The sequence below is a fragment of the Nocardioides sp. Soil_C_8 genome (assembly GCF_057656315.1).
The window spans coordinates 1,577,015-1,595,844 of the sequence record NZ_JBDGKQ010000001.1 but is presented as its reverse complement, the minus strand read 5'-3'; the positions used below and the strand labels follow the sequence as shown (position 1 = coordinate 1,595,844).

Sequence of the window (18,830 nt, the reverse complement as noted above, 5' to 3'; positions counted from 1 at the left end):
CAAGGAGGCTCGGGGTGACGGAGACGCCGGCGCGGACCAAGCGCTCCCTCCTGCCCTGGCCGGTCCTGCGCCAGCTCGTCGACGGTGACGTCCTGGGCCGCGGGCGCTCGGTGCGATCCCGCAAGACCGACGAGGTCGAGCCGCGCACCGCGACCGCCGACCGCGTCGCCCGCAGCGTGTGCCCCTACTGCGCCGTCGGGTGCGGTCAGAAGGTCTTCGTCAAGGACGAGACGGTCGTCCAGGTCGAGGGCGACCCCGACAGCCCGGTCAACCGGGGTCGGCTGTGCCCCAAGGGCTCGGCCAGCAAGAACCTCGTGACCAGTCCGCTGCGCCAGACGGCGGTGAAGTACCGCCGGCCCTTCTCCACCGAGTGGGAGGAGCTCGACCTCCACACGGCCATGGACATGGTCGCCGACCGCGTGGTCAGGGCACGGCGCGACTCCTGGCAGGACCTCGACGAGCACGACCGCAAGGTCCGGCGCACGATGGGCATCGCCAGCCTCGGTGGCGCGACGCTGGACAACGAGGAGAACTACCTCATCAAGAAGCTGTTCACCGCGATGGGCGCCATCCAGATCGAGAACCAGGCCCGCATTTGACACTCCGCCACCGTCCCCGGTCTGGGGACCAGCTTCGGGCGCGGCGGTGCCACCGGCTACACGGCCGACCTGGCCAACGCTGACTGCATCGTCATCCAGGGATCCAACATGGCCGAGGCCCACCCGGTGGGCTTCCAGTGGGTCGTGGAGGCGAAGAAGCGCGGCGCGCGTGTCATCCACGTCGACCCGCGGTTCACCCGCACCAGCGCGCTCGCGCACCAGCACGTGCCGATCCGCGTCGGCAGCGACATCGCGTTCCTCGGCGGGATCATCAACTACGTGCTCGAGAACGAGCTCGACTTCCGTGACTACGTCGTCAACTACACCAACGCCGCGACGATCGTCAGCGACAAGTTCCAGGACACCGACGACCTCGACGGCCTGTTCTCCGGCTTCGACCCCGACACCCGGACGTACGACCCCACCAGCTGGCAGTACGAGTCGGAGGACACCGACAGCGACCTGCACCGCTCGCAGGCCGACAGCTCGGGCGACCACGTCGAGCACCGCGACACCGCCGCCGGCCTCCAGCACGAGTCGCACGGTGCCTCGATGAGCGCGCACCCGATGCGCGACGAGACGCTCCAGCACCCGCGCTGCGTCTACCAGGTCCTCAAGCGCCACTACGCCCGCTACACCCCCGAGGTCGTCGAGCAGGTCTGCGGCGTCTCGCAGGACGACTTCCTCGCGGTGTGCCGGGCGTGGACGGAGAACTCCAACCGCGAGCGGACGACGGCACTGGTCTACAGCGTCGGCTGGACCCAGCACAGCGTCGGCGTGCAGTACATCCGCGCGGGGGCGATCCTCCAGCTCCTGCTCGGCAACATGGGCCGTCCCGGCGGCGGCATCATGGCGCTGCGGGGCCACGCGAGCATCCAGGGGTCGACCGACATCCCGACGCTGTTCAACATCCTCCCGGGCTACCTCCCGATGCCCAACGCGGAGAAGCACCAGACGCTGACCGACTGGATCGACAGCGTCCGCAACCCCGGCGCGAAGGGCTTCTGGGCCAACGCCGGCGCCTACGGCATCAACCTGCTCAAGGCCTACTGGGGCGACGCCGCGACGCCGGACAACGACTTCTGCTTCGACTACATGCCGCGCATCACCGGCGACCACGGCACCTACCGCACCGTGCTCGACATGATCGACGGCAAGGTCAAGGGCTACTTCCTGCTCGGCCAGAACCCCGCGGTCGGATCGGCGCACGGCCGCGCCCAGCGCCTCGGCATGGCCAACCTCGACTGGTTGGTGGTGCGCGACCTCTTCGAGATCGAGAGCGCCACCTTCTGGAAGGACTCGCCCGAGGTCGAGACCGGCGAGATCGTGCCGGAGGAGTGCCGCACCGAGGTCTTCCTGTTCCCCGCCGCCTCCCACGTGGAGAAGGAGGGCACCTTCACCCAGACGCAGCGGATGCTCCAGTGGCGCGAGAAGGCCGTCGAGCCGCCGGGCGACGCGACCTCCGAGCTGTGGTTCTTCTACCACCTCGGCCGGATGGTCAAGGAGCGGCTGGCGGACTCCGGCGACGACCGCGACCGGCCGGTCCTCGACCTCGCGTGGGACTACACGCTGGGCGGCGACCCCGAGCAGGTGGCCGCCGGCTGGGGCGAGCCCAGCGCGGAGGCGGTGCTCAAGGAGATCAACGGCTACGAGGTGGCGACCGGACGCCCGCTGTCGACGTTCACCGAGATGAAGGACGACGGCTCGACGCTCGGCGGCTGCTGGATCTACACCGGCGTCTACAAGGACGGCGTCAACCAGGCCGCGCGCCGCACGTCGCGCCACGACCAGTCGCCCGTCGCCCCCGAGTGGGGCTGGGCGTGGCCGCTCAACCGTCGCATCCTCTACAACCGCGCGTCCGCCGACCCGGAGGGACGGCCGTGGAGCGAGCGCAAGGCCTACGTCTGGTGGGACCCGGAGCAGGGCGAGGCCGGCGAGTGGGTCGGCGACGACGTGCCCGACTTCGAGAAGACCAAGCCGCCGTCCTACCGGGCGCCGGAGGGCTCGGAGGGTGTGGCGGCCATCGAGGGCATCGACCCGTTCATCATGCAGGGCGACGGGAAGGGTGCGCTCTACGCGCCGCAGGGCCTCGTCGACGGGCCGATGCCGACCCACTACGAGCCGGTGGAGTCGCCGTTCCGCAACCTCCTCCACGGCCAGCAGGGCAACCCGACGCGCAAGGAGTACCGGCGCGACGACAACCCGCTCAACCCGGTGCCCGACGACGGCCGCCCCGACGTCTTCCCCTTCGTCTTCACCACCAGCCGGCTCACCGAGCACCACACCGCGGGCGGCATGAGCCGCTACCTCGAGCACCTCGCCGAGCTCCAGCCTGAGATGTTCGTCGAGGTCTCGCCGGCGCTCGCCGCCGAGCGCGGCCTCGAGCACATGGGCTGGTGCCACGTGATCACCGCACGATCGGCGATCGAGGGACGCGTCATGGTGACCGAGCGGCTGCGGCCGCTGCGTGTCGAGGGCCGCACCGTCCACCAGGTCTGGATGCCCTACCACTGGGGCCAGGGCGGCCTGGTCAGCGGCGACTCCGCCAACGACCTGTTCGGCATCTCGCTCGACCCCAACGTCCTGATCCAGGAGAGCAAGGTCGGCACCTGCGACGTGCAGCCGGGTCGTCGCCCCACTGGTCAGGCACTGCGGGACTACGTCGAGGGCTACGCCGCCCGCTCGGGCGCGGTCGACGAGGTGTCCGAGCCCATCGTGACCGCCGCGCCCGACGCCGTACGCCGCTCCGCCGAGGCGCAGGACCACGAGGACGAGCACGCCCCCCACCAGGAGGAGGACCAGTGATCGGCCGCAACAGCCTGTTCGGGCCGCTCGACCCGGCACCCGACGCCGGCTACGAGGCACCGCCACCGCGCAAGGGGTTCTTCACCGACACCTCGGTCTGCATCGGCTGCAAGGCGTGCGAGGTGGCGTGCAAGGAGTGGAACGACGTCCCCGAGAACCTCTTCCAGATGCTCGGCACCTCCTACGACAACAGCCACTCGCTGAACGCCAACCAGTGGCGGCACGTCGCCTTCATCGAGCGGCCCGGGCGGTCGACCGCACCCGACCAGCCGGACCGGGTGGCCGACCCCGCGACCCCGCCCGTCGACATCGGGATGCCGACCGTCGGCGCCCCGCCCAGCGACGTACCGGACGAGGCGAAGCCGGACTTCCAGTGGCTGATGTCGTCCGACGTCTGCAAGCACTGCACGCACGCCGCGTGCCTCGACGTGTGCCCGACCGGCTCGCTGTTCCGCTCCGAGTTCGGCACGGTCGTGGTCCAGGACGACATCTGCAACGGCTGCGGCTACTGCGTCGCGGCCTGCCCCTACGGCGTCATCGACCGGCGCAAGGGTCCCGAGGGCGACCCGCGCGTGGGGATCGCGCAGAAGTGCACCCTCTGCTACGACCGGCTCACCGACGGCCAGCGACCCGCGTGCGCGGCGGCGTGCCCGACCGAGTCGATCGTCTACGGCGACGTCGACGAGCTGCGGCAGCAGGCCAACGAGCGGGTGGCCGCGCTGCACGAGCAGGGCGTGATGGACGCAAGGCTCTACGGCAACGACCCCGAGGACGGCGTCGGCGGCACCGGGGCCTTCTTCCTGCTGCTCGACGAGCCGGAGGTCTACGGCCTGCCGCCCGACCCCGTCGTGACGACGAAGGACCTGCCGCACATGTTCACGCGCGCCGGGATGGCGGGCACCGCCCTGCTGATCGGCGCAGCGCTGTCCTTCGTCAGGCGACGGTCATGAGCGAGTCCACGACCGGGGGCCGCGGCCCGGAGACCCAGGCGCGGCACGGTGGCAGCCCCGGGCGGTCCCGGGGCAGCTCCCGAGGCGGCGACCGGGTGATGGTCCCCGACGCCGACTTCACCTCCTACTACGGACGGCCGATCGTCAAGCCCGCCCCGTGGGAGAACGACATCGCCTACTACCTCTTCACCGGCGGCGTCGCCGCCGGGTCGTCGCTCCTCGCCGGCGGAGCCGACCTCACCGACCGGCCGGGCCTGCGTCGGGCGGGCCGGATCGGCTCCCTCGTCGCGCTGGCGCTCAGCGTCGTGGCCCTGGTCCACGACCTCGGCAAGCCCAGTCGCTTCCTCAACATGCTGCGCGTGGTCAAGCTGACCTCGCCGATGTCGGTCGGCACCTGGATCCTCTCGCTGCACGGGCCGTTCGCCGGCCTGGCGGCGGCCGCCGAGCTGGTCGGCATGCTGCCCACCCGCTGGCAGGGGGGCCCGGTGCGCCTGCTGCTGCGGCTCGGTCGACCGGCCGGCCTGGTCGGGGCCGTGACCGCCCCGCCCGTGGCCGCCTACACCGCGGTGCTGCTGGCCGACACCGCCACGCCCGCGTGGCACTCGGCCTACGAGGAGCTCCCCTTCGTCTTCTGCGGCTCCGCCGCCGCGGCGTCGGGCGGGTGGGCGATGGTCACCGCCCCCGTCGCCGAGGCCGGACCGGCCCGCACCTTCGCATTCGGTGGCGCTGCCGTCGAGCTGCTGATGGCCCACCGGATGGAGTCGTCGATGGGCCTGTCGGCCGAGACCCTCCACACCGGGAAGGCCGGCACGCTGATGCGGGCCAGCAAGGTGCTCACCGTGGCCGGTGCCGCCGGAGCACTGCTCGGGGGCCGCAGCCGTCTGATCTCCGTCGTTTCGGGTACTGCCCTGATGGCCGGTTCGCTCTGCACCCGACTCGGTGTCTACGAGGCCGGGATGGCCTCGGCCAAGGACCCGAAGTACACCGTGGTGCCGCAGCGCGAACGGGTCGAGCGCGGCCAACAGGTGCGCTACCAGGGCTGAACGCAGGTCATCTCGGGCCTACGGACGGCCGGGCCGGACGAAGGAGACAGGCATGGACACGACACCGACGCGCGCGCAGGACCGCGACACGACGGGCGGCGCCTCCCCGGGCGGCTTCCGCTGGCTGCTGGTCGCGGCCGGCCTGCTGCTCCAGTTCTCCATCGGCGCGGTCTACGCCTGGTCCGTCTTCGGCGGCGCCCTGGAGTCGGCCGAGCCGTGGCAGCTGAGCAAGGTGCAGGCGGCGCTGCCCTTCGAGGTGACGATCGGCATGATCTTCATCGGCAGCTACGTCGGTGGGCGCATCCAGGACGCGCGCGGTCCCCGGATCGTCGCCCTGGCCGGTGGGGTCCTCTACGCCGTCGGCATCCTGCTCGCGTCGTTCACCAACGGCAGGGACGACTACTGGCTGCTCATCCTCGGCTACGGGGTGATCTCCGGCTTCGGCCTCGGCGTCGCCTACATCGTGCCGATCGCGATGCTGCAGAAGTGGTTCCCCGACCGCAAGGGGCTCATCACGGGCCTGGCGGTCGGCGGCTTCGGCTTCGGCGCCGTGCTCACCTCGCCCGTCGCCCAGTGGCTCATCGACCGGGCGCCGGACGACCCGACCAGCGCCTTCCTGCCGCTCGGCATCGCCTACCTCGTGATGTCGCTCGCCGGCGCGTCGGTGTTCCGCAACCCGCCGCAGGGCTACGTCGTGCCCGGCTACGAGCCGGTGACCGACGCCGGCGGCGGCTCGGGTGCCGGCAGGGACTACACGCAGGGCGAGGCGCTGCGCACGAAGCAGTGGTACCTCCTCACCGCGATCCTCACCCTCAGCGTCGCCGCCGGCATCTCGCTCATCTCGCAGGCCAAGGCGAGCGCCACCGACATCTCCGGCTACACCGTGGGCGGGGCCGCCACCCTCGTCGGCGTGCTGGCGATCTTCAACGGCGGTGGCCGGATCGTGTGGGCGGCCGTGTCCGACTACATCGGACGCATGCGCACGTTCGCGCTGATCCTGGTGCTGCAGGGCATCTGCCTGATCGCGCTTCCGCACGCCTCCAACATGGTGCTCTTCGCGGTGCTCGCCGCGATCGTCTACCTCTGCTACGGCGGCACCTTCGGCACGATGCCGGCCACGGCGGGCGACTTCTTCGGCGTGCGCAACGCCGGCGCGATCTACGGCCTGATGCTCATCGGCTGGAGCCTCGGCGGCGTCATCGGCCCGCTCGTCGCGTCCGCGCTGATCGGCGAGGAGAAGGCCTACACCGTCGCCTACACCACGATCGGTGTCATCGCCCTCGTCTCCGTGCTCCTCACCTTCATCACCAAGGTGCCGACCGACCGGGACGTCGACCGCACCTGACCTGCGAGACTTCCTGCATGCCGACCACGACCCGCGAGCGCATCGTCGCCGCGGCCGTGGAGCTGACCACCTCGTCGGGGTGGGCGGCAGTGACGATGGCCCGGCTCGCCGAGGCGGCCGGGGTGAGCCGGCAGACCGTCTACAACGAGGTCGGCTCCAAGCCGGCGCTGGCCGAGACGATGATCCTGGAGGAGCTCGCGCGCTTCCTGCAGGTCGTCGAGCGGGCCTTCGACGCCGAGCCCGACGACCTCACCCGCGCCATCGAGCGCGCGGTCACCGACGTCCTGACCTACGCCAGCGCCAACAAGCTGCTGCATGCCGTCGTGAGCGCGACCCATGGAGCCGACACCGAGCTGCTGCCGCTGCTGACGACCAACGCCGGCTCGCTGCTCGGCGCGGCCAAGGACGTCATCAGCGCGCGCGTGGCGCCGTACGCCCCCGGCATCGACGCCCAGCACCTCGACCCGGCCATCGACATGGTCGTGCGCGTCGTGCTGAGCCACGTGATGCAACCGTCCGGCTCGCCCGAGCGGACGGGCGCCGACATCGCCTGGCTCTCCGGCCAGGTGCTCCGGGGGTAGACCGGGCGGCTACTCCAGCGCCTGACGACGTGCATGGGCGGCTTCGACCGCCTCGCGGAACGCGCGCACGACGTAGTCCGGCACGGCCATCCCTTGCTCGCGCTCCCAGAGCAGGTCACGCTCGACCCGCCCGATGGAGTCGGTGAAACCCTCGATGTCGCCGTCGATGCCGAGGGCGAGCATCACCTCCCCGAAGTCGGCACGCTGCTCGTCGTCGTTGACGCCGACCGGTCCGTAGCTCAGCCGCCGCAGGCGCTTGACCAGCCAGCGCTGCCAGCCGGCAAGCTCCCTGGACAGGGCACGGGCCGACATCGTATAGAAGGCGTAGTGCCCCGGTTCCTGGCGGCGGATCGGTGCCACGACGGTCTGCGCGACGGCCGTCTCGCCGAGCTCCATGACGCCGTCGTGGAGCAGGTTGTAGGCGAGCACGGCGGAGCGCTCGGTCGACAGACCGGTCAGGTAGTAGAGCATCCGGCTCACGTCCTGCACCGGTGCGAGGTGCCCCAGCGCGCCGAGGACCTTCAGCTTCGCCGAGACCGTGTCGCGATCGGGTGTGGCCGCCGGGCGGCCAATGCGGGTCTGCAGCTCGTCGAGGATCTGCCCGTGCCGGACTTCCTGCGGTTGCCAGACCTCGGCGTAGAACAGCCGGTCCACCTCCGGCGGGTCGGGCAGGAGCGTCAGCAGCTCGAGGACGTTGCGGTCGACCTCGAGCTCGACGCGCGCCATGTAGTCGAGGACGTGGCCGAAGCGTCCGGCCAGCGCACCAGGGTCGTGGACGGTGAAGTCGACGGTGGCGATGTCGATGGGCGGGTGCTCCTCGCCCAGCCGCTCGACGTGCTCGACCAGCCGCTGCTCGTCCGTGCCTCGCATCGACGCCGACCGGGGGTGCACACGCTTCACGCAGGTGAGGCTAGGGCCAGGCCGGGGGTGCGTCACGACCGGTCCTTCGTCGCGGACGCCGGGTCGGATGGGGTGACCTAACCTGTGCAGCGTGAGCGGAGTCGTCTGGGGTACGCCGACCGCACGGGGGGTCGTGGCCGCGGCCACCCTCGGCTCGGGCCTGACGCTGCTCGACGGCACGGTGGTCAACGTGGCGCTGCGGTCGATCGGCGCCGACCTCGACGCGTCGCTGGCGCAGCTGCAGTGGATCACCAACGGCTACTTCCTCTCCCTGGCCTCGCTCATCCTGATCGGCGGGGCCCTCGGTGACCGGCTCGGCCGGCGGCGGGTCTTCGTCATCGGCACGATCTGGTTCGCCCTGGCGTCCCTCATGTGCGGGCTGGCGCCGACCGCCGAGGTCCTGATCGCGGCACGTGTGCTGCAGGGCATCGGCGGGGCCCTCCTCACACCGGGCAGCCTGGCGATGATCCAGGCGTCGTTCCGGGCCAACGACCGGGGCCGTGCGATCGGTGCGTGGTCCGGGCTCGGCGGCATCGCCGCGGCGGTCGGCCCCCTGGTCGGCGGGTTGCTGATCGACCACGCGTCCTGGCGGTGGATCTTCCTGATCAACCTCCCCCTCTCCGCCCTGACGGTGTGGCTGGCGCTGCGGTGGGTGCCCGAGAGCCGCGACGAGCAGGCCCACGGGCGTTTCGACGTGGCGGGGGCGACCCTCGCTGCGCTGGCCCTCGCCGGGACCACGTGGGCCCTGACCGACGCGGGCGGGACTGCGACGCCGTACGCCGTCGCCGTGGGGGTCCTGGCCGCGGTCGGCTTCCTCGTGGTCGAGCATCGGCTGCGCGACCCGATGGTGCGGCTGGAGCTGTTCGCGGACCGGACGTTCAGCGCGGCCAACGGCATGACGCTCCTGGTCTACGCCGCCCTCGGCGCGATCCTGTTCTTCCTCGTGCTGCAGCTCCAGACGGTCGGCGGCTACTCCGCCCTCGAGGCCGGTCTCGCGACCCTCCCGATCACCGCCTGCATGCTGCTGCTCGCCTCGAAGGGCGGCGCGCTCGGCCAGCGGATCGGCCCCCGGATCCCGATGACCCTCGGCCCGCTGGTGATGGCGGTCGGCACCGTCCTGCTGCTGGGGGTCGGCGAGGACGTGGTCTGGTGGCGCGACGTCGCACCGGGGCTGACCGTCTTCGGGCTGGGCCTGGCCCTCATGGTGGCGCCGCTGACGGCGACCGTCCTCAACGCCGCCCCGGACGACAGCGCCGGCATCGCCAGCGGCATCAACAACGCGATCGCCCGCGCCGGCTCGCTGCTCGCGGTCGCCGCGCTGCCCACCGCGGTGGGTCTGGCCGGTGACGACTACCGCGACCCGGCGCTGTTCGACGCGGCGTACGGCACCGCGATGATCGTCTGCGCCGCGCTCCTCGTCCTCGGTGGGCTGATCTCGTGGGTGACGATCCCGCGCCGCGTGCAGACACCGACTGCCTAGGGTCGGGGTGTGGGCGTACGACGAGGGGTGGGTGCGGCGGCGACAGCCGCCCTGCTGGTGCTGCTCGCCGCCTGCAGCGAGCCGGCCGCGCGAGAGGAGCCGGACCCGCCGTCGAGCTCGTCCGCGGAGCCGACCGAGAAGCCCACGACGGTCCCCGTGGCCGACCCCGCCCACGCGGTCGACCCGCCCGGCAAGCGCGACGGCCGGCTGTGGAGCGCCGACATCCTCGTGCAGTGGGACAAGGCGATCGACGACGAGCTGCTCGAGAAGGTCGAGGACCTGAAGGGCGTGGCCCACACCGAGCGCATCGGCCTGGGCCAGGTCAGCCTCGAGAACCGCGTGCTGACGGTGGCCTCGGTCGACCCGGGCCGCTACCGCAACTTCACCCAGGCGCAGGTCGCCGACTTCCAGGAGGCATGGGACCGGGTCGCCGGCGGCGAGCTCGCCATCGACCGGAAGGTCGCCCGGCGGCTGGCCGACAAGGCGGGGATGATCCGGCTCGGCGTCGACGACGACGCCCCGGAGCTGCACGTGGGCGCCTACACGCCTCAGCTCCCCACGATCGACATGGTCGTGAACACGGCCTGGTCCGACGACATCGGGATGGCGACCGACAACGGCCTGCTGATCTCGACCGACCGCAAGACCCCGGCGAGCATCCGCAAGCCGCTCGAGCGCCTCGTCGGCAAGGACGCGTCGGTGCAGATGCTCGACGTCGCCTCGCGCATCGGCCTCGACCCCGACGCGAAGCTCACCGCGGTCCCCACCGGCGGCACCCTCGGCAGCGTCGTCGGGACCTTCCGCTACCGCGTCCTCGGCGGCGGTCGCATCGCCCCCGACCCCGCGTGGGTGTCGGCCAACATCCGCACCGAGGTCGTGCCGATCCTGGGCAGCGTCACCTGCCACAAGGACCTCTTCCCCCAGCTGCGCGCGGCGCTGCTCGAGGTGCAGCAGCGCGGGCTGGCCGACGCGATCGACCCCGGCCAGTACGCCGGCTGCTACTACCCGCGCTTCATCGCCGACACGACCACGCTCTCCAACCACTCCTTCGGCCTGGCCCTCGACCTCAACACCCGCGGCAACCAGCGCGGGACCGTCGGCGACATTGACCGCGACGTGGTGGCGATCTTCAAGACCTGGGGCTTCGCCTGGGGCGGCGACTGGCGCTGGAGCGACCCGATGCACTTCGAGCTCGCCGAGGTGAAGCGGGTCGGCTGAACCGACCGTTGGTCGAGGAAGGACGAAGTCCTGTCACGAGACCGGACCGGGTCTCGTGACGGGCGCTGGGCGCCCGCCTCGACCAGCGGGGTGGCTGGCTAGGGTCGGCGCATGCGCGCAGTCCAGGTCGTCACGCTCACCGGTCCCGCCGACGTCGAGGTGCGCGAGGTCGACCCGCCGACCCAGGGGCACGACGACGTCCTGGTGGAGGTCCACAGTGTCGGTGTCTCCTTCCCCGACCTGCTGCTGAGCCGCGGTGAGTACCAGTTCAAGCCCGAGCCGCCCTTCACCCTGGGCGTCGACTTCGCCGGCGTCGTCCTGGACCCCGGCTCGCCTGAGTCGAGCGCGTTCACCGTCGGGCAGCGGGTGGCGGGGGTCAACCTCAACGGCGGCGCGGCCGAGCAGGTCGCCAACCCCGCGATCTTCACGTTCGCGCTGCCCGACGCGATGTCGTACGACGAGGGGGCGGCGCTGCCGATGAACTACCTCACCGCCCTCTTCGCGCTCGAGGAGCGCGGGGGCCTGCGCGAGGGTGAGGCGGTCCTGGTCCACGGCGCCGCCGGTGGCGTCGGCACGGCCACCCTGCAGGTCGCGAAGGGCCTCGGCGCGCGGACGATCGCCGTGGTGAGCACCGAGGAGAAGGCCGCCTTCGCGCGGGCCGCGGGCGCCGACGAGGCCGTGGTCGGCCCCGACTTCAAGGACGCCGTCAAGGAGCTCACCGGCGGCCGGGGGGTCGACGTCGTCCTCGACGTGGTGGGCGGCGACGCCTTCACCGACTCCCTGCGCTGCCTCGCCGAGCAGGGCCGGATCCTCGTCGTCGGCTTCGCCGCCGGCCAGGGCATCCCGGAGGTCAAGGTCAACCGGTTGCTGCTCGGCAACACCGACGTCCGCGGCGTCGGCTGGGGGGCGTACGCCATGACGCGACCCGGCTACATGCAGCAGCAGTGGCACCGCCTGGTGCCGATGATCGAGTCGGGCGTCGTGCGGCCGCCGGTCGGGGCGACGCACGACCTGGCCGGCTTCGGGCAGGCGCTGGTCGACATGGACGAGCGCCGGACCCTCGGGAAGTCGATCGTGCACGTGCGCTGAGGCTGGGCCCTCGGCGTTAGGGTCGACCGCGTGACGATCCTCGACGCCGCTCGCGACGGCATGAACCCCGACATCCGACCGCAGGACGACCTCTTCGGCCACGTCAACGGCCGCTGGCTCGACGAGACGGAGATCCCGTCCGACAAGTCGAGCTGGGGTGCCTTCATCGCCCTCGCCGACGCGGCCGAGCAGCAGGTGCGCGACATCATCACCGAGCTGGCCGACCGCCCGGCCGACGAGCTCGACGAGGACGAGCGCAAGATCGGCGACCTCTACGCCTCCTTCATGGACACCGAGACCATCGCCGCCAAGGGCCTGCGCCCGATCAAGGGTCTGCTGGACCGCGCGCACCGCGTCGCCGACCTCACCGAGCTGGCGGCGTTCCTCGGTGCTTTCGAGCGCATCGGCGGGCCCGGCCTGTTCGGCTCCTACATCACGCCCGACCGCGGCGACGCGTCCAAGAACATCGTCTACCTCGCGCAGGGCGGCCTCGGCCTGCCCGACGAGTCCTACTACCGCGAGGACAAGTTCGCCGAGATCCGCTCGACGTACGCGGAGTACCTGACCACGCTGCTCACCCTCAGCGAGCACGCCGACCCGGAGGGTGCTGCGGCGCGGGTGCTCGCCTACGAGACCCGCCTGGCCGAGGGGCACTGGGAGGCCGCGGAGACCCGCGACGTCCAGAAGACGACCAACCACCGGAGCCTCGAGGAGCTGCGCGAGCTCTGCCCGGCGTTCGACTGGGTCACCTACGTCACCGGCCTCGGCGGCACCGAGGAGACGCTGCGGCGCTCGATCGTCATGCAGCCCGACTTCTTCTCGCACCTGTCGACGGTGCTCGAGGAGACGCCGATCGAGACGTGGCACGACATCCTGCACGTCCGCGTCGTCCGGAGCTCCGCGCCCTACCTGCCCGACGCGTTCGTCGAGGCCAACTTCGACTTCTACGGCCGCACCCTCAACGGCACCCCGGAGCTGCGGGCCCGCTGGAAGCGCGGCGTCGACTTCGTCGAGGGCTGCATCGGCGAGGCCGTCGGCAAGGTCTACGTCGACCGGCACTTCCCGCCCACGTCCAAGCAGATGATGGACGAGCTGGTCGCCAACCTCGTGACCGCCTACCGGCGCTCGATGGAGGCGCTCGACTGGATGGGCGACGACACCAAGCAGAAGGCGTACGACAAGCTCGACCGCTTCTACCCGAAGATCGGCTACCCGACGGAGTTTCGCGACTACTCCTCGCTCACCGTCTCCGCCGGCGACCTGATGGGCAACGTCGCATCCGCGTCGGCGTTCGAGACCGACCGCCAGCTCGAGAAGGTCGGCCAGCCGGTCGACCGCGACGAGTGGCTGATGCTCCCGCAGACCGTCAACGCCTACTACCACCCGGGCACCAACGAGATCTGCTTCCCGGCCGCCATCCTCCAGCCGCCGTTCTTCAGCCCCGACGCCGAGGACGCCGAGAACTACGGCGGCATCGGCGCGGTCATCGGGCACGAGATCGGCCACGGCTTCGACGACCAGGGCGCGCAGTACGACGGCGACGGCAACCTCCAGGACTGGTGGACCGCCGACGACAAGACCGCGTTCGAGGCCAAGTCGCAGGCCCTCATCGCGCAGTACGACGCCTTCGAGCCGCGCAACCTGCCGGGCGAGCACGTCAACGGCAGCCTCACCGTCGGTGAGAACATCGGCGACCTCGGCGGGCTGACCATCGCCCACAAGGCGTTCGTCATCAGCCGGGGCGGGGAGGCCTCCGTCGAGGACCGCCGCACGCTGTTCCTCAACTGGAGCCACGTCTGGCGCACCAAGCGCCGCAAGGAGCAGGAGCTCCAGTACCTCACGATCGACCCGCACAGCCCGGCCGAGTTCCGCGCCAACATCGTGCGCAACCTCGACGAGTTCCACGAGGTCTTCGAGACGCAGCCGGGCGACGGCCTGTGGCTCGAGCCCGAGGGTCGCGTCCGGATCTGGTGACGGCGCCCGGCAGGGGCGACGGTAGGGACCTTCGACCCCTGTCGCACGGCCCGGCGGCTTCCTACGATGGAGCATGGTCAGGAAAGAAGCCCACATCACCGGGGGGATCGTCGTCGGGCACGACGGCTCGCGCGCGTCGGGCGCGGTCGTACGCCGAGCCGGCGACCTCGCACGACGCCTCGGGGTGACCCTCCACGTGGTGCGCGTGTGGAACCTCGCCACCGCGCCCCGACCCGACTCGATGGTCGGCGGCTACGTCCCGCCGTTCGCCGAGTTCGAGCTGGCGGTCATCGCCGACCTCAAGTCCGACTGCGCGGCGGCCGGGCTGGGTGACGACCTCGACCTCCAGCTCTACGCCCTGCGCGGCCAGACCGCCGAGTGCCTCGTGGACGCGGCCGCGCACGCCGAGATGCTCGTCGTCGGCACGCGCGGCGCCGGCGGCTTCCGCGGCCTGCGCTTCGGTTCGACGGCCACCCAGGTCGTCCGGCACGCGTCCGTCCCGGTGCTCGTGGTGCCCAACATCCCGGACTGACCCTCCGCGGTTTTTGCGCGACCGCCCGGCCGGGGCTGTTGAATGGCTCGCGTGACGCTGCCCGGACACGACCAGTCGACCTACCGGCTCCGCATGGAGTGGGGGCCGACCGGCGCGCAGGCGGTGCCGGCCGACTACGCGGTGGTGGTCGACGTGCTGTCCTTCACCACGACGCTCAGCGTCGCGCTCGAGCGCGGGATCGAGGTGTTCCCTTTCCGCTGGAAGGACTCCCGCGCCGCCGAGCACGCCATGCGCCACGGCGCGACGCTCGCCGTCGGCCGGTTCGAGGCGATCTCGCGCGGCGACGCGCGCCACGTCTCCCTCTCGCCCGCCAGCCTCGCGGAGGTCGAGGGCGTCCAGCGGCTCGTCCTGCCGTCGCCCAACGGGTCGACCATCGCGTTCGCGCTCGCCGAGTCCGGCGCCCAGGTCGTCGGCGCGTGCCTGCGCAACGCAGGCGCGGTCGCCCGCTGGCTGGGGCCACGCGTCGCCGACGGCGCCAGCGTCGTCGTCGTACCCGCGGGGGAGCGGTGGTACGACGACAGCCTCCGCCCGGCCGCCGAGGACCTCTGGGGTGCCGGCGCCGTCCTCGCTGCGATCGACGACGAGGCCGAGGCGAGCGCCAGTCCCGAGGCGCGGATGGCGATCGCAGCCTGGCACGCGGCGGTGCTGCCCCACGACCTGCTCCACTGTGCCGGCGGCCGGGAGCTGGCCGAGGCCGGTTTCGTCGCCGACGTGGAGATCGCGGCGCAGCACGACGTGAGCGAGGTCGTGCCGGTGCTGGTGGGGGAGTCCTTCCGCGACGCGGCCTCCCTCCCTCCGGCGGGCGCGCGGCTGCGCCGCGTGGGTGACTGACCCCGGCAAGAACCGACCGATCGGTCTGGTGGAGCCGGTCGTCCTGTCCCTACTGTGATCGGGGCCACACTCGGGTGGCCCCTTCTCGGACAGGACCGACCAGATGAATCGCTCGTCCCGCCTCGCCGTGCTCGGCACGGCACTCGCCGGCCTCCTCACCCCGCTGCTGCTGCAGCCGGCCCAGGCCGCCGCCCCGGGCTACGTCGCCCTCGGTGACTCCTACTCCTCGGGCACCGGCACCCGCTCCTACATCGCCGACGGCACCAGCTGCCAGCGCTCGACCGCGGCCTACCCGAGCCTCATCGCCGCGGCTCGGGGCTACGCGCTGAACCTCCGCGCCTGCTCCGGCGCGACCGTCGCCGACGTCACCAACACCCAGCTGTCCGTGCTGACCTCCGCGACGTCGTACGTCTCCATCTCGGTCGGCGGCAACGACGCCGGGTTCGCCGACGTGCTCACCGAGTGCGCGCAGCCCGGTTGGATGAGCAACTGCGACGGCGCGATCAACACTGCCCAGGCGTTCATCAACGGCACGCTGCCCTCCCGGCTCACCACCCTGTACTCCGGCATCCGCAGCCGCGCGCCCTACGCCAAGGTCGTCGTCGTCGGCTACCCCCGCAACTTCAACGGCGAGGACTGCAACGCGTTCACCTGGTTCTCGCCGGCCGAGGAGTCGCGGCTCAACCAGACCGCCGACCTGCTCAACTCGCGGCTCGCCACCGCCGCGTCGGCCGCTGGCTTCTCCTTCGCCAACCCGACGAGCCGCTTCGTCGGCCACGCCGTCTGCGACGCAGACGAGTGGATCAACGGCCTCTCCAACCCGATCAGCGAGAGCTACCACCCCAAGGCCACCGGGCACGCGGGCGGCTACACCCCGACCGTGAGCCCGCTGCTGACCGGCGCGGCCGTGACCGTCACCGCCCAGGTCGCCGCCACCTCCGCGGCGAGCGCCGACGAGCAGGCCGCCCTGCAGCAGCAGTACGCCGACGCCGACCGCGCGATCGAGCCGGAGACCTTCGTGGCCCCCGACCTCACCACCCCCGCGGCTCGCAGGGCAGCCCGCCGGGCCGGGGTCGACATCGACCGCTTCGTCGCCCGCAGCACCCGCTGACAGTCGTCCCCCGACCGTTGGGCGAGGGATCGCTCCGCTGGTCGAGGAAGGACGGAGTCCTGTCACGAGACCCGGTCGCCCAAGCCGGCCGGGTCTCGTGGGCACCTGTGGATGCGGCGGTGCGGCCGTCGGTGGCGGTTGGTAGACAGGAGCCATGAGCACCGCGACCGACGACGTACGCCTCTCCGCCCGGGAGGCCGCGGAACGGCACCTGCGCGCGCTGGTCGGCCGCGACGACGCGCGGCTGCGGGAGGACCAGTGGGCGGCGATCGAGGCGCTGGCCGTCGACCACCGGCGCGCCCTGGTCGTGCAGCGCACCGGGTGGGGCAAGTCGGCCGTCTACTTCGTGGCCACCAAGCTGCTGCGCGAGGCCGGCGCCGGCCCGACGGTGATCGTGAGCCCCCTGCTCGCCCTGATGCGCAACCAGATCGCCGCCGCAGAGCGTGCCGGCATCCGGGCGGTCACGATCAACTCCACCAACATCGACCAGTGGCAGCCGATCCACGACCAGATCCACGCCGGTGAGGTCGACGTCCTGCTGGTCAGCCCCGAGCGGCTCAACAACCCCGGCTTCCGCGACGAGGTGCTCCCGCGGCTGGCGGCCACCTGCGGCCTGCTCGTCGTCGACGAGGCCCACTGCATCTCCGACTGGGGACACGACTTCCGCCCCGACTACCGCCGGCTCCGCACGCTGCTCGCCGAGCTGCCGTCGGGCATCCCGGTCCTCGCGACCACCGCGACCGCCAACGCCCGGGTCACCGACGACGTCGCCGAGCAGCTGGGTGTGCACGGGTCGTTGGTCGACGAAGGCGGTCAGCGCCCGTCACAGGACCCCTCGACCGACGACGGCGTCCTCGTCCAGCGCGGCACCCTCGACCGCGAGTCGCTCCGGCTCGGTGTCGTCCAGCTGAAGACGCCCGAGCAACGGCTGGCCTGGCTGGCCGACCACCTCGCCGAGCAGCCCGGGTCCGGCATCGTCTACTGCCTCACCGTCGCCGCGACGCAGGAGGTCGCCGGCTACCTCCGCGACCGTGGCCTCGAGGTCGCCGCCTACTCCGGCCAGACCGAGGCCGACGAGCGCCACGCGCTGGAGCAGGCGCTCGTCGACGGCCGGGTCAAGGCGCTGATCGCCACGAGCGCCCTGGGCATGGGCTTCGACGCGAGCCTGGGTTTCGTCATCAACCTCGGTGCACCGTCGTCCCCCGTCGCCTACTACCAGCAGGTGGGCCGTGCGGGCCGCGGCACCGACGACGCCACGGTCGTGCTGCTGCCCCAGGTCGAGGACCGCGACATCTGGGCCTACTTCGCCTCGCTCGGCTTCCCCCGCGAGGAGCAGGTCCGCGAGACCCTCGCCGCGCTGGCCGACTCCGACCGCCCCCTCTCGACCGCGACCCTGGAGACCCGGGTCGAGCTCGGGCGCAACCGGCTCGAGTCGATGCTCAAGGTCCTCGACGTCGACGGCGCCGTCCAGCGCGTGCAGGGTGGGTGGGTCGCCACCGGGCGCCCGTGGACCTACGACGCCGAGCGCTACGCCCGTGTCGCCGAGGCGCGCGAGCGCGAGCAGCAGGCGATGCTCGGCTACCTCCGCACCACGGAGTGCCGGATGCGCTACCTGCGCGAGCAGCTCGACGACCCCGAAGCGACCGACTGCGGTCGCTGCGACAACTGCGGCGGCCTGACCCTGTCGGCGTCGGTCAGCGAGGCGGCCGTCGCCGAGGCCGGTCAGCGGCTGTCGCGCCCCGGCGTGGTGCTCGAGCCGCGGCGCATGTGGCCGACGGCGCTGGCCAACCTCGGCCTCGACCTCAAGGGCAAGATCGCCGACGGCGCCGAGCCAGGCCGCACGGTCGCCCGCCTCACGGACCTCGGCCACGGCCAGGCGCTGCGCGCGCTGTTCCGGGAGGACACCCCCGACGGGCCCGTGCCCCCGGGCCTCGCCCGGGCCGTCATGGACGTCATGAAGGACTGGTCGCCGGAGTGGACGTCGCGTCCCGACGCGATCGTCGTCGTCGAGTCGGCCACCCGCCCCACCCTCGTCCGCGACCTGGCCGACGGGCTGTCCCGCGTCATGCAGGTGCCGGTCGTCGGCACGTGGGCGATCCGCGACCCCTCCGTCCCGCCGCGCGCCGGACAGTCGAACTCCGCGCAGCGCGTCGCCGCCGTACGCCGCCGCGGCGGGCTCGACGCCGACGTACCCCCCGGGGCGACCGTCCTCCTCGTCGACGACCAGGTGGCGACCGGCTGGACCCTCACCGTCGCGGCGACCGCGATCCGCGCGGCCGGCGCCTCGGCCGTGCTGCCCCTCGCCCTGGCCGCCCAGGGCTGAGCCGACCACGTCCCGGCCGCCCCGCTTC

At 72.1% G+C, this 18,830-nt stretch carries 14 protein-coding genes and 1 pseudogene; 14 read left to right on the top strand and 1 reads right to left on the bottom strand.

Annotation, left to right across the window (positions count from 1 at the left end; translation table 11 throughout):
- Positions 1-14: 14 nt before the first annotated feature.
- From AC3A3L_RS07820 to AC3A3L_RS07795, 6 genes and pseudogenes are all read left to right on the top strand, one after another.
- On the top strand, positions 15-599 hold the full coding sequence (locus AC3A3L_RS07820) for a hypothetical protein (protein ID WP_487639435.1): 585 nt from the start codon (positions 15-17) through the stop codon (positions 597-599).
- A gap of 12 nt (positions 600-611) precedes the next feature.
- A pseudogene (gene fdh, locus AC3A3L_RS07815) lies at positions 612-3,404 on the top strand (formate dehydrogenase); the annotation flags it as partial.
- Entirely contained in the window at positions 3,401-4,354 is a 954-nt protein-coding gene (locus tag AC3A3L_RS07810; RefSeq protein WP_487639434.1) for a 4Fe-4S dicluster domain-containing protein, read from the top strand. The pseudogene fdh and the gene AC3A3L_RS07810, both read left to right, overlap by 4 nt.
- Positions 4,351-5,397 carry an NrfD/PsrC family molybdoenzyme membrane anchor subunit gene (gene nrfD / locus AC3A3L_RS07805; protein ID WP_487639433.1) on the top strand — a complete coding sequence of 349 codons (1,047 nt, stop codon included), beginning with the start codon at positions 4,351-4,353 and terminating at the stop codon, positions 5,395-5,397. Before AC3A3L_RS07810 ends, nrfD begins: the two co-directional genes overlap by 4 nt.
- Before the next feature lie 52 nt (positions 5,398-5,449).
- Positions 5,450-6,742: an L-lactate MFS transporter gene (locus AC3A3L_RS07800; protein ID WP_487639432.1), complete on the top strand. Its 1,293-nt coding sequence runs from the start codon at positions 5,450-5,452 to the stop codon at positions 6,740-6,742.
- A 17-nt stretch (positions 6,743-6,759) separates the two neighbouring features.
- Positions 6,760-7,323 (top strand): TetR/AcrR family transcriptional regulator, encoded by a 564-nt coding sequence (locus AC3A3L_RS07795; protein WP_487639431.1) that lies wholly within the window; start codon positions 6,760-6,762, stop codon positions 7,321-7,323.
- A 9-nt stretch (positions 7,324-7,332) separates the two neighbouring features.
- Here AC3A3L_RS07795 and AC3A3L_RS07790 read toward each other — a convergent pair whose 3' ends face one another.
- Positions 7,333-8,223, bottom strand: a complete 891-nt coding sequence (locus AC3A3L_RS07790) for a GTP-binding protein LepA (protein WP_487639430.1) — start codon at positions 8,221-8,223, stop codon at positions 7,333-7,335.
- 91 nt (positions 8,224-8,314) lie between these two features.
- Here AC3A3L_RS07790 and AC3A3L_RS07785 point away from each other — a divergent pair, with 91 nt between their 5' ends.
- The 8 genes from AC3A3L_RS07785 to AC3A3L_RS07750 all read left to right on the top strand — a co-directional run bounded on the left by AC3A3L_RS07785 (position 8,315) and on the right by AC3A3L_RS07750 (position 18,802).
- Complete coding sequence (locus AC3A3L_RS07785) at positions 8,315-9,703, top strand: MFS transporter (protein ID WP_487639429.1); 1,389 nt, start codon at positions 8,315-8,317, stop codon at positions 9,701-9,703.
- Between the two features lie 9 nt (positions 9,704-9,712).
- A complete protein-coding gene (locus AC3A3L_RS07780; protein WP_487639428.1) occupies positions 9,713-10,921 on the top strand; it encodes a M15 family metallopeptidase in 1,209 nt (402 codons plus the stop codon).
- A gap of 111 nt (positions 10,922-11,032) precedes the next feature.
- Positions 11,033-12,010: an NADPH:quinone oxidoreductase family protein gene (locus tag AC3A3L_RS07775; RefSeq protein WP_487639427.1), complete on the top strand. Its 978-nt coding sequence runs from the start codon at positions 11,033-11,035 to the stop codon at positions 12,008-12,010.
- A 30-nt stretch (positions 12,011-12,040) separates the two neighbouring features.
- Entirely contained in the window at positions 12,041-13,984 is a 1,944-nt protein-coding gene (locus tag AC3A3L_RS07770; protein WP_487639426.1) for a M13 family metallopeptidase, read from the top strand.
- Positions 13,985-14,057: 73 nt separating this feature from the next.
- A complete protein-coding gene (locus AC3A3L_RS07765; RefSeq protein ID WP_487639425.1) occupies positions 14,058-14,516 on the top strand; it encodes a universal stress protein in 459 nt (152 codons plus the stop codon).
- Between the two features lie 51 nt (positions 14,517-14,567).
- The gene (locus AC3A3L_RS07760) at positions 14,568-15,368 is read left to right on the top strand and encodes a 2-phosphosulfolactate phosphatase (protein ID WP_487639424.1); all 801 of its coding nucleotides are present in this window, start codon (positions 14,568-14,570) and stop codon (positions 15,366-15,368) included.
- A 103-nt stretch (positions 15,369-15,471) separates the two neighbouring features.
- Entirely contained in the window at positions 15,472-16,479 is a 1,008-nt protein-coding gene (locus tag AC3A3L_RS07755) for an SGNH/GDSL hydrolase family protein (RefSeq protein WP_487639423.1), read from the top strand.
- Positions 16,480-16,633: 154 nt separating this feature from the next.
- Positions 16,634-18,802: a RecQ family ATP-dependent DNA helicase gene (locus AC3A3L_RS07750; protein WP_487639422.1), complete on the top strand. Its 2,169-nt coding sequence runs from the start codon at positions 16,634-16,636 to the stop codon at positions 18,800-18,802.
- Positions 18,803-18,830: the final 28 nt, after the last annotated feature.

What these genes read in the sequence shown, in the direction of transcription:
- AC3A3L_RS07755 (WP_487639423.1), top strand. Translation starts at nt 15,472, where the DNA reads ATGAATCGCTCGTCCCGCCTCGCCGTGCTCGGCACGGCACTCGCCGGC.
- AC3A3L_RS07750 (WP_487639422.1), top strand. Translation starts at nt 16,634, where the DNA reads ATGAGCACCGCGACCGACGACGTACGCCTCTCCGCCCGGGAGGCCGCG.
- AC3A3L_RS07795 (WP_487639431.1), top strand. Translation starts at nt 6,760, where the DNA reads ATGCCGACCACGACCCGCGAGCGCATCGTCGCCGCGGCCGTGGAGCTG.
- AC3A3L_RS07765 (WP_487639425.1), top strand. Translation starts at nt 14,058, where the DNA reads ATGGTCAGGAAAGAAGCCCACATCACCGGGGGGATCGTCGTCGGGCAC.
- AC3A3L_RS07775 (WP_487639427.1), top strand. Translation starts at nt 11,033, where the DNA reads ATGCGCGCAGTCCAGGTCGTCACGCTCACCGGTCCCGCCGACGTCGAG.
- nrfD (WP_487639433.1), top strand. Translation starts at nt 4,351, where the DNA reads ATGAGCGAGTCCACGACCGGGGGCCGCGGCCCGGAGACCCAGGCGCGG.
- AC3A3L_RS07800 (WP_487639432.1), top strand. Translation starts at nt 5,450, where the DNA reads ATGGACACGACACCGACGCGCGCGCAGGACCGCGACACGACGGGCGGC.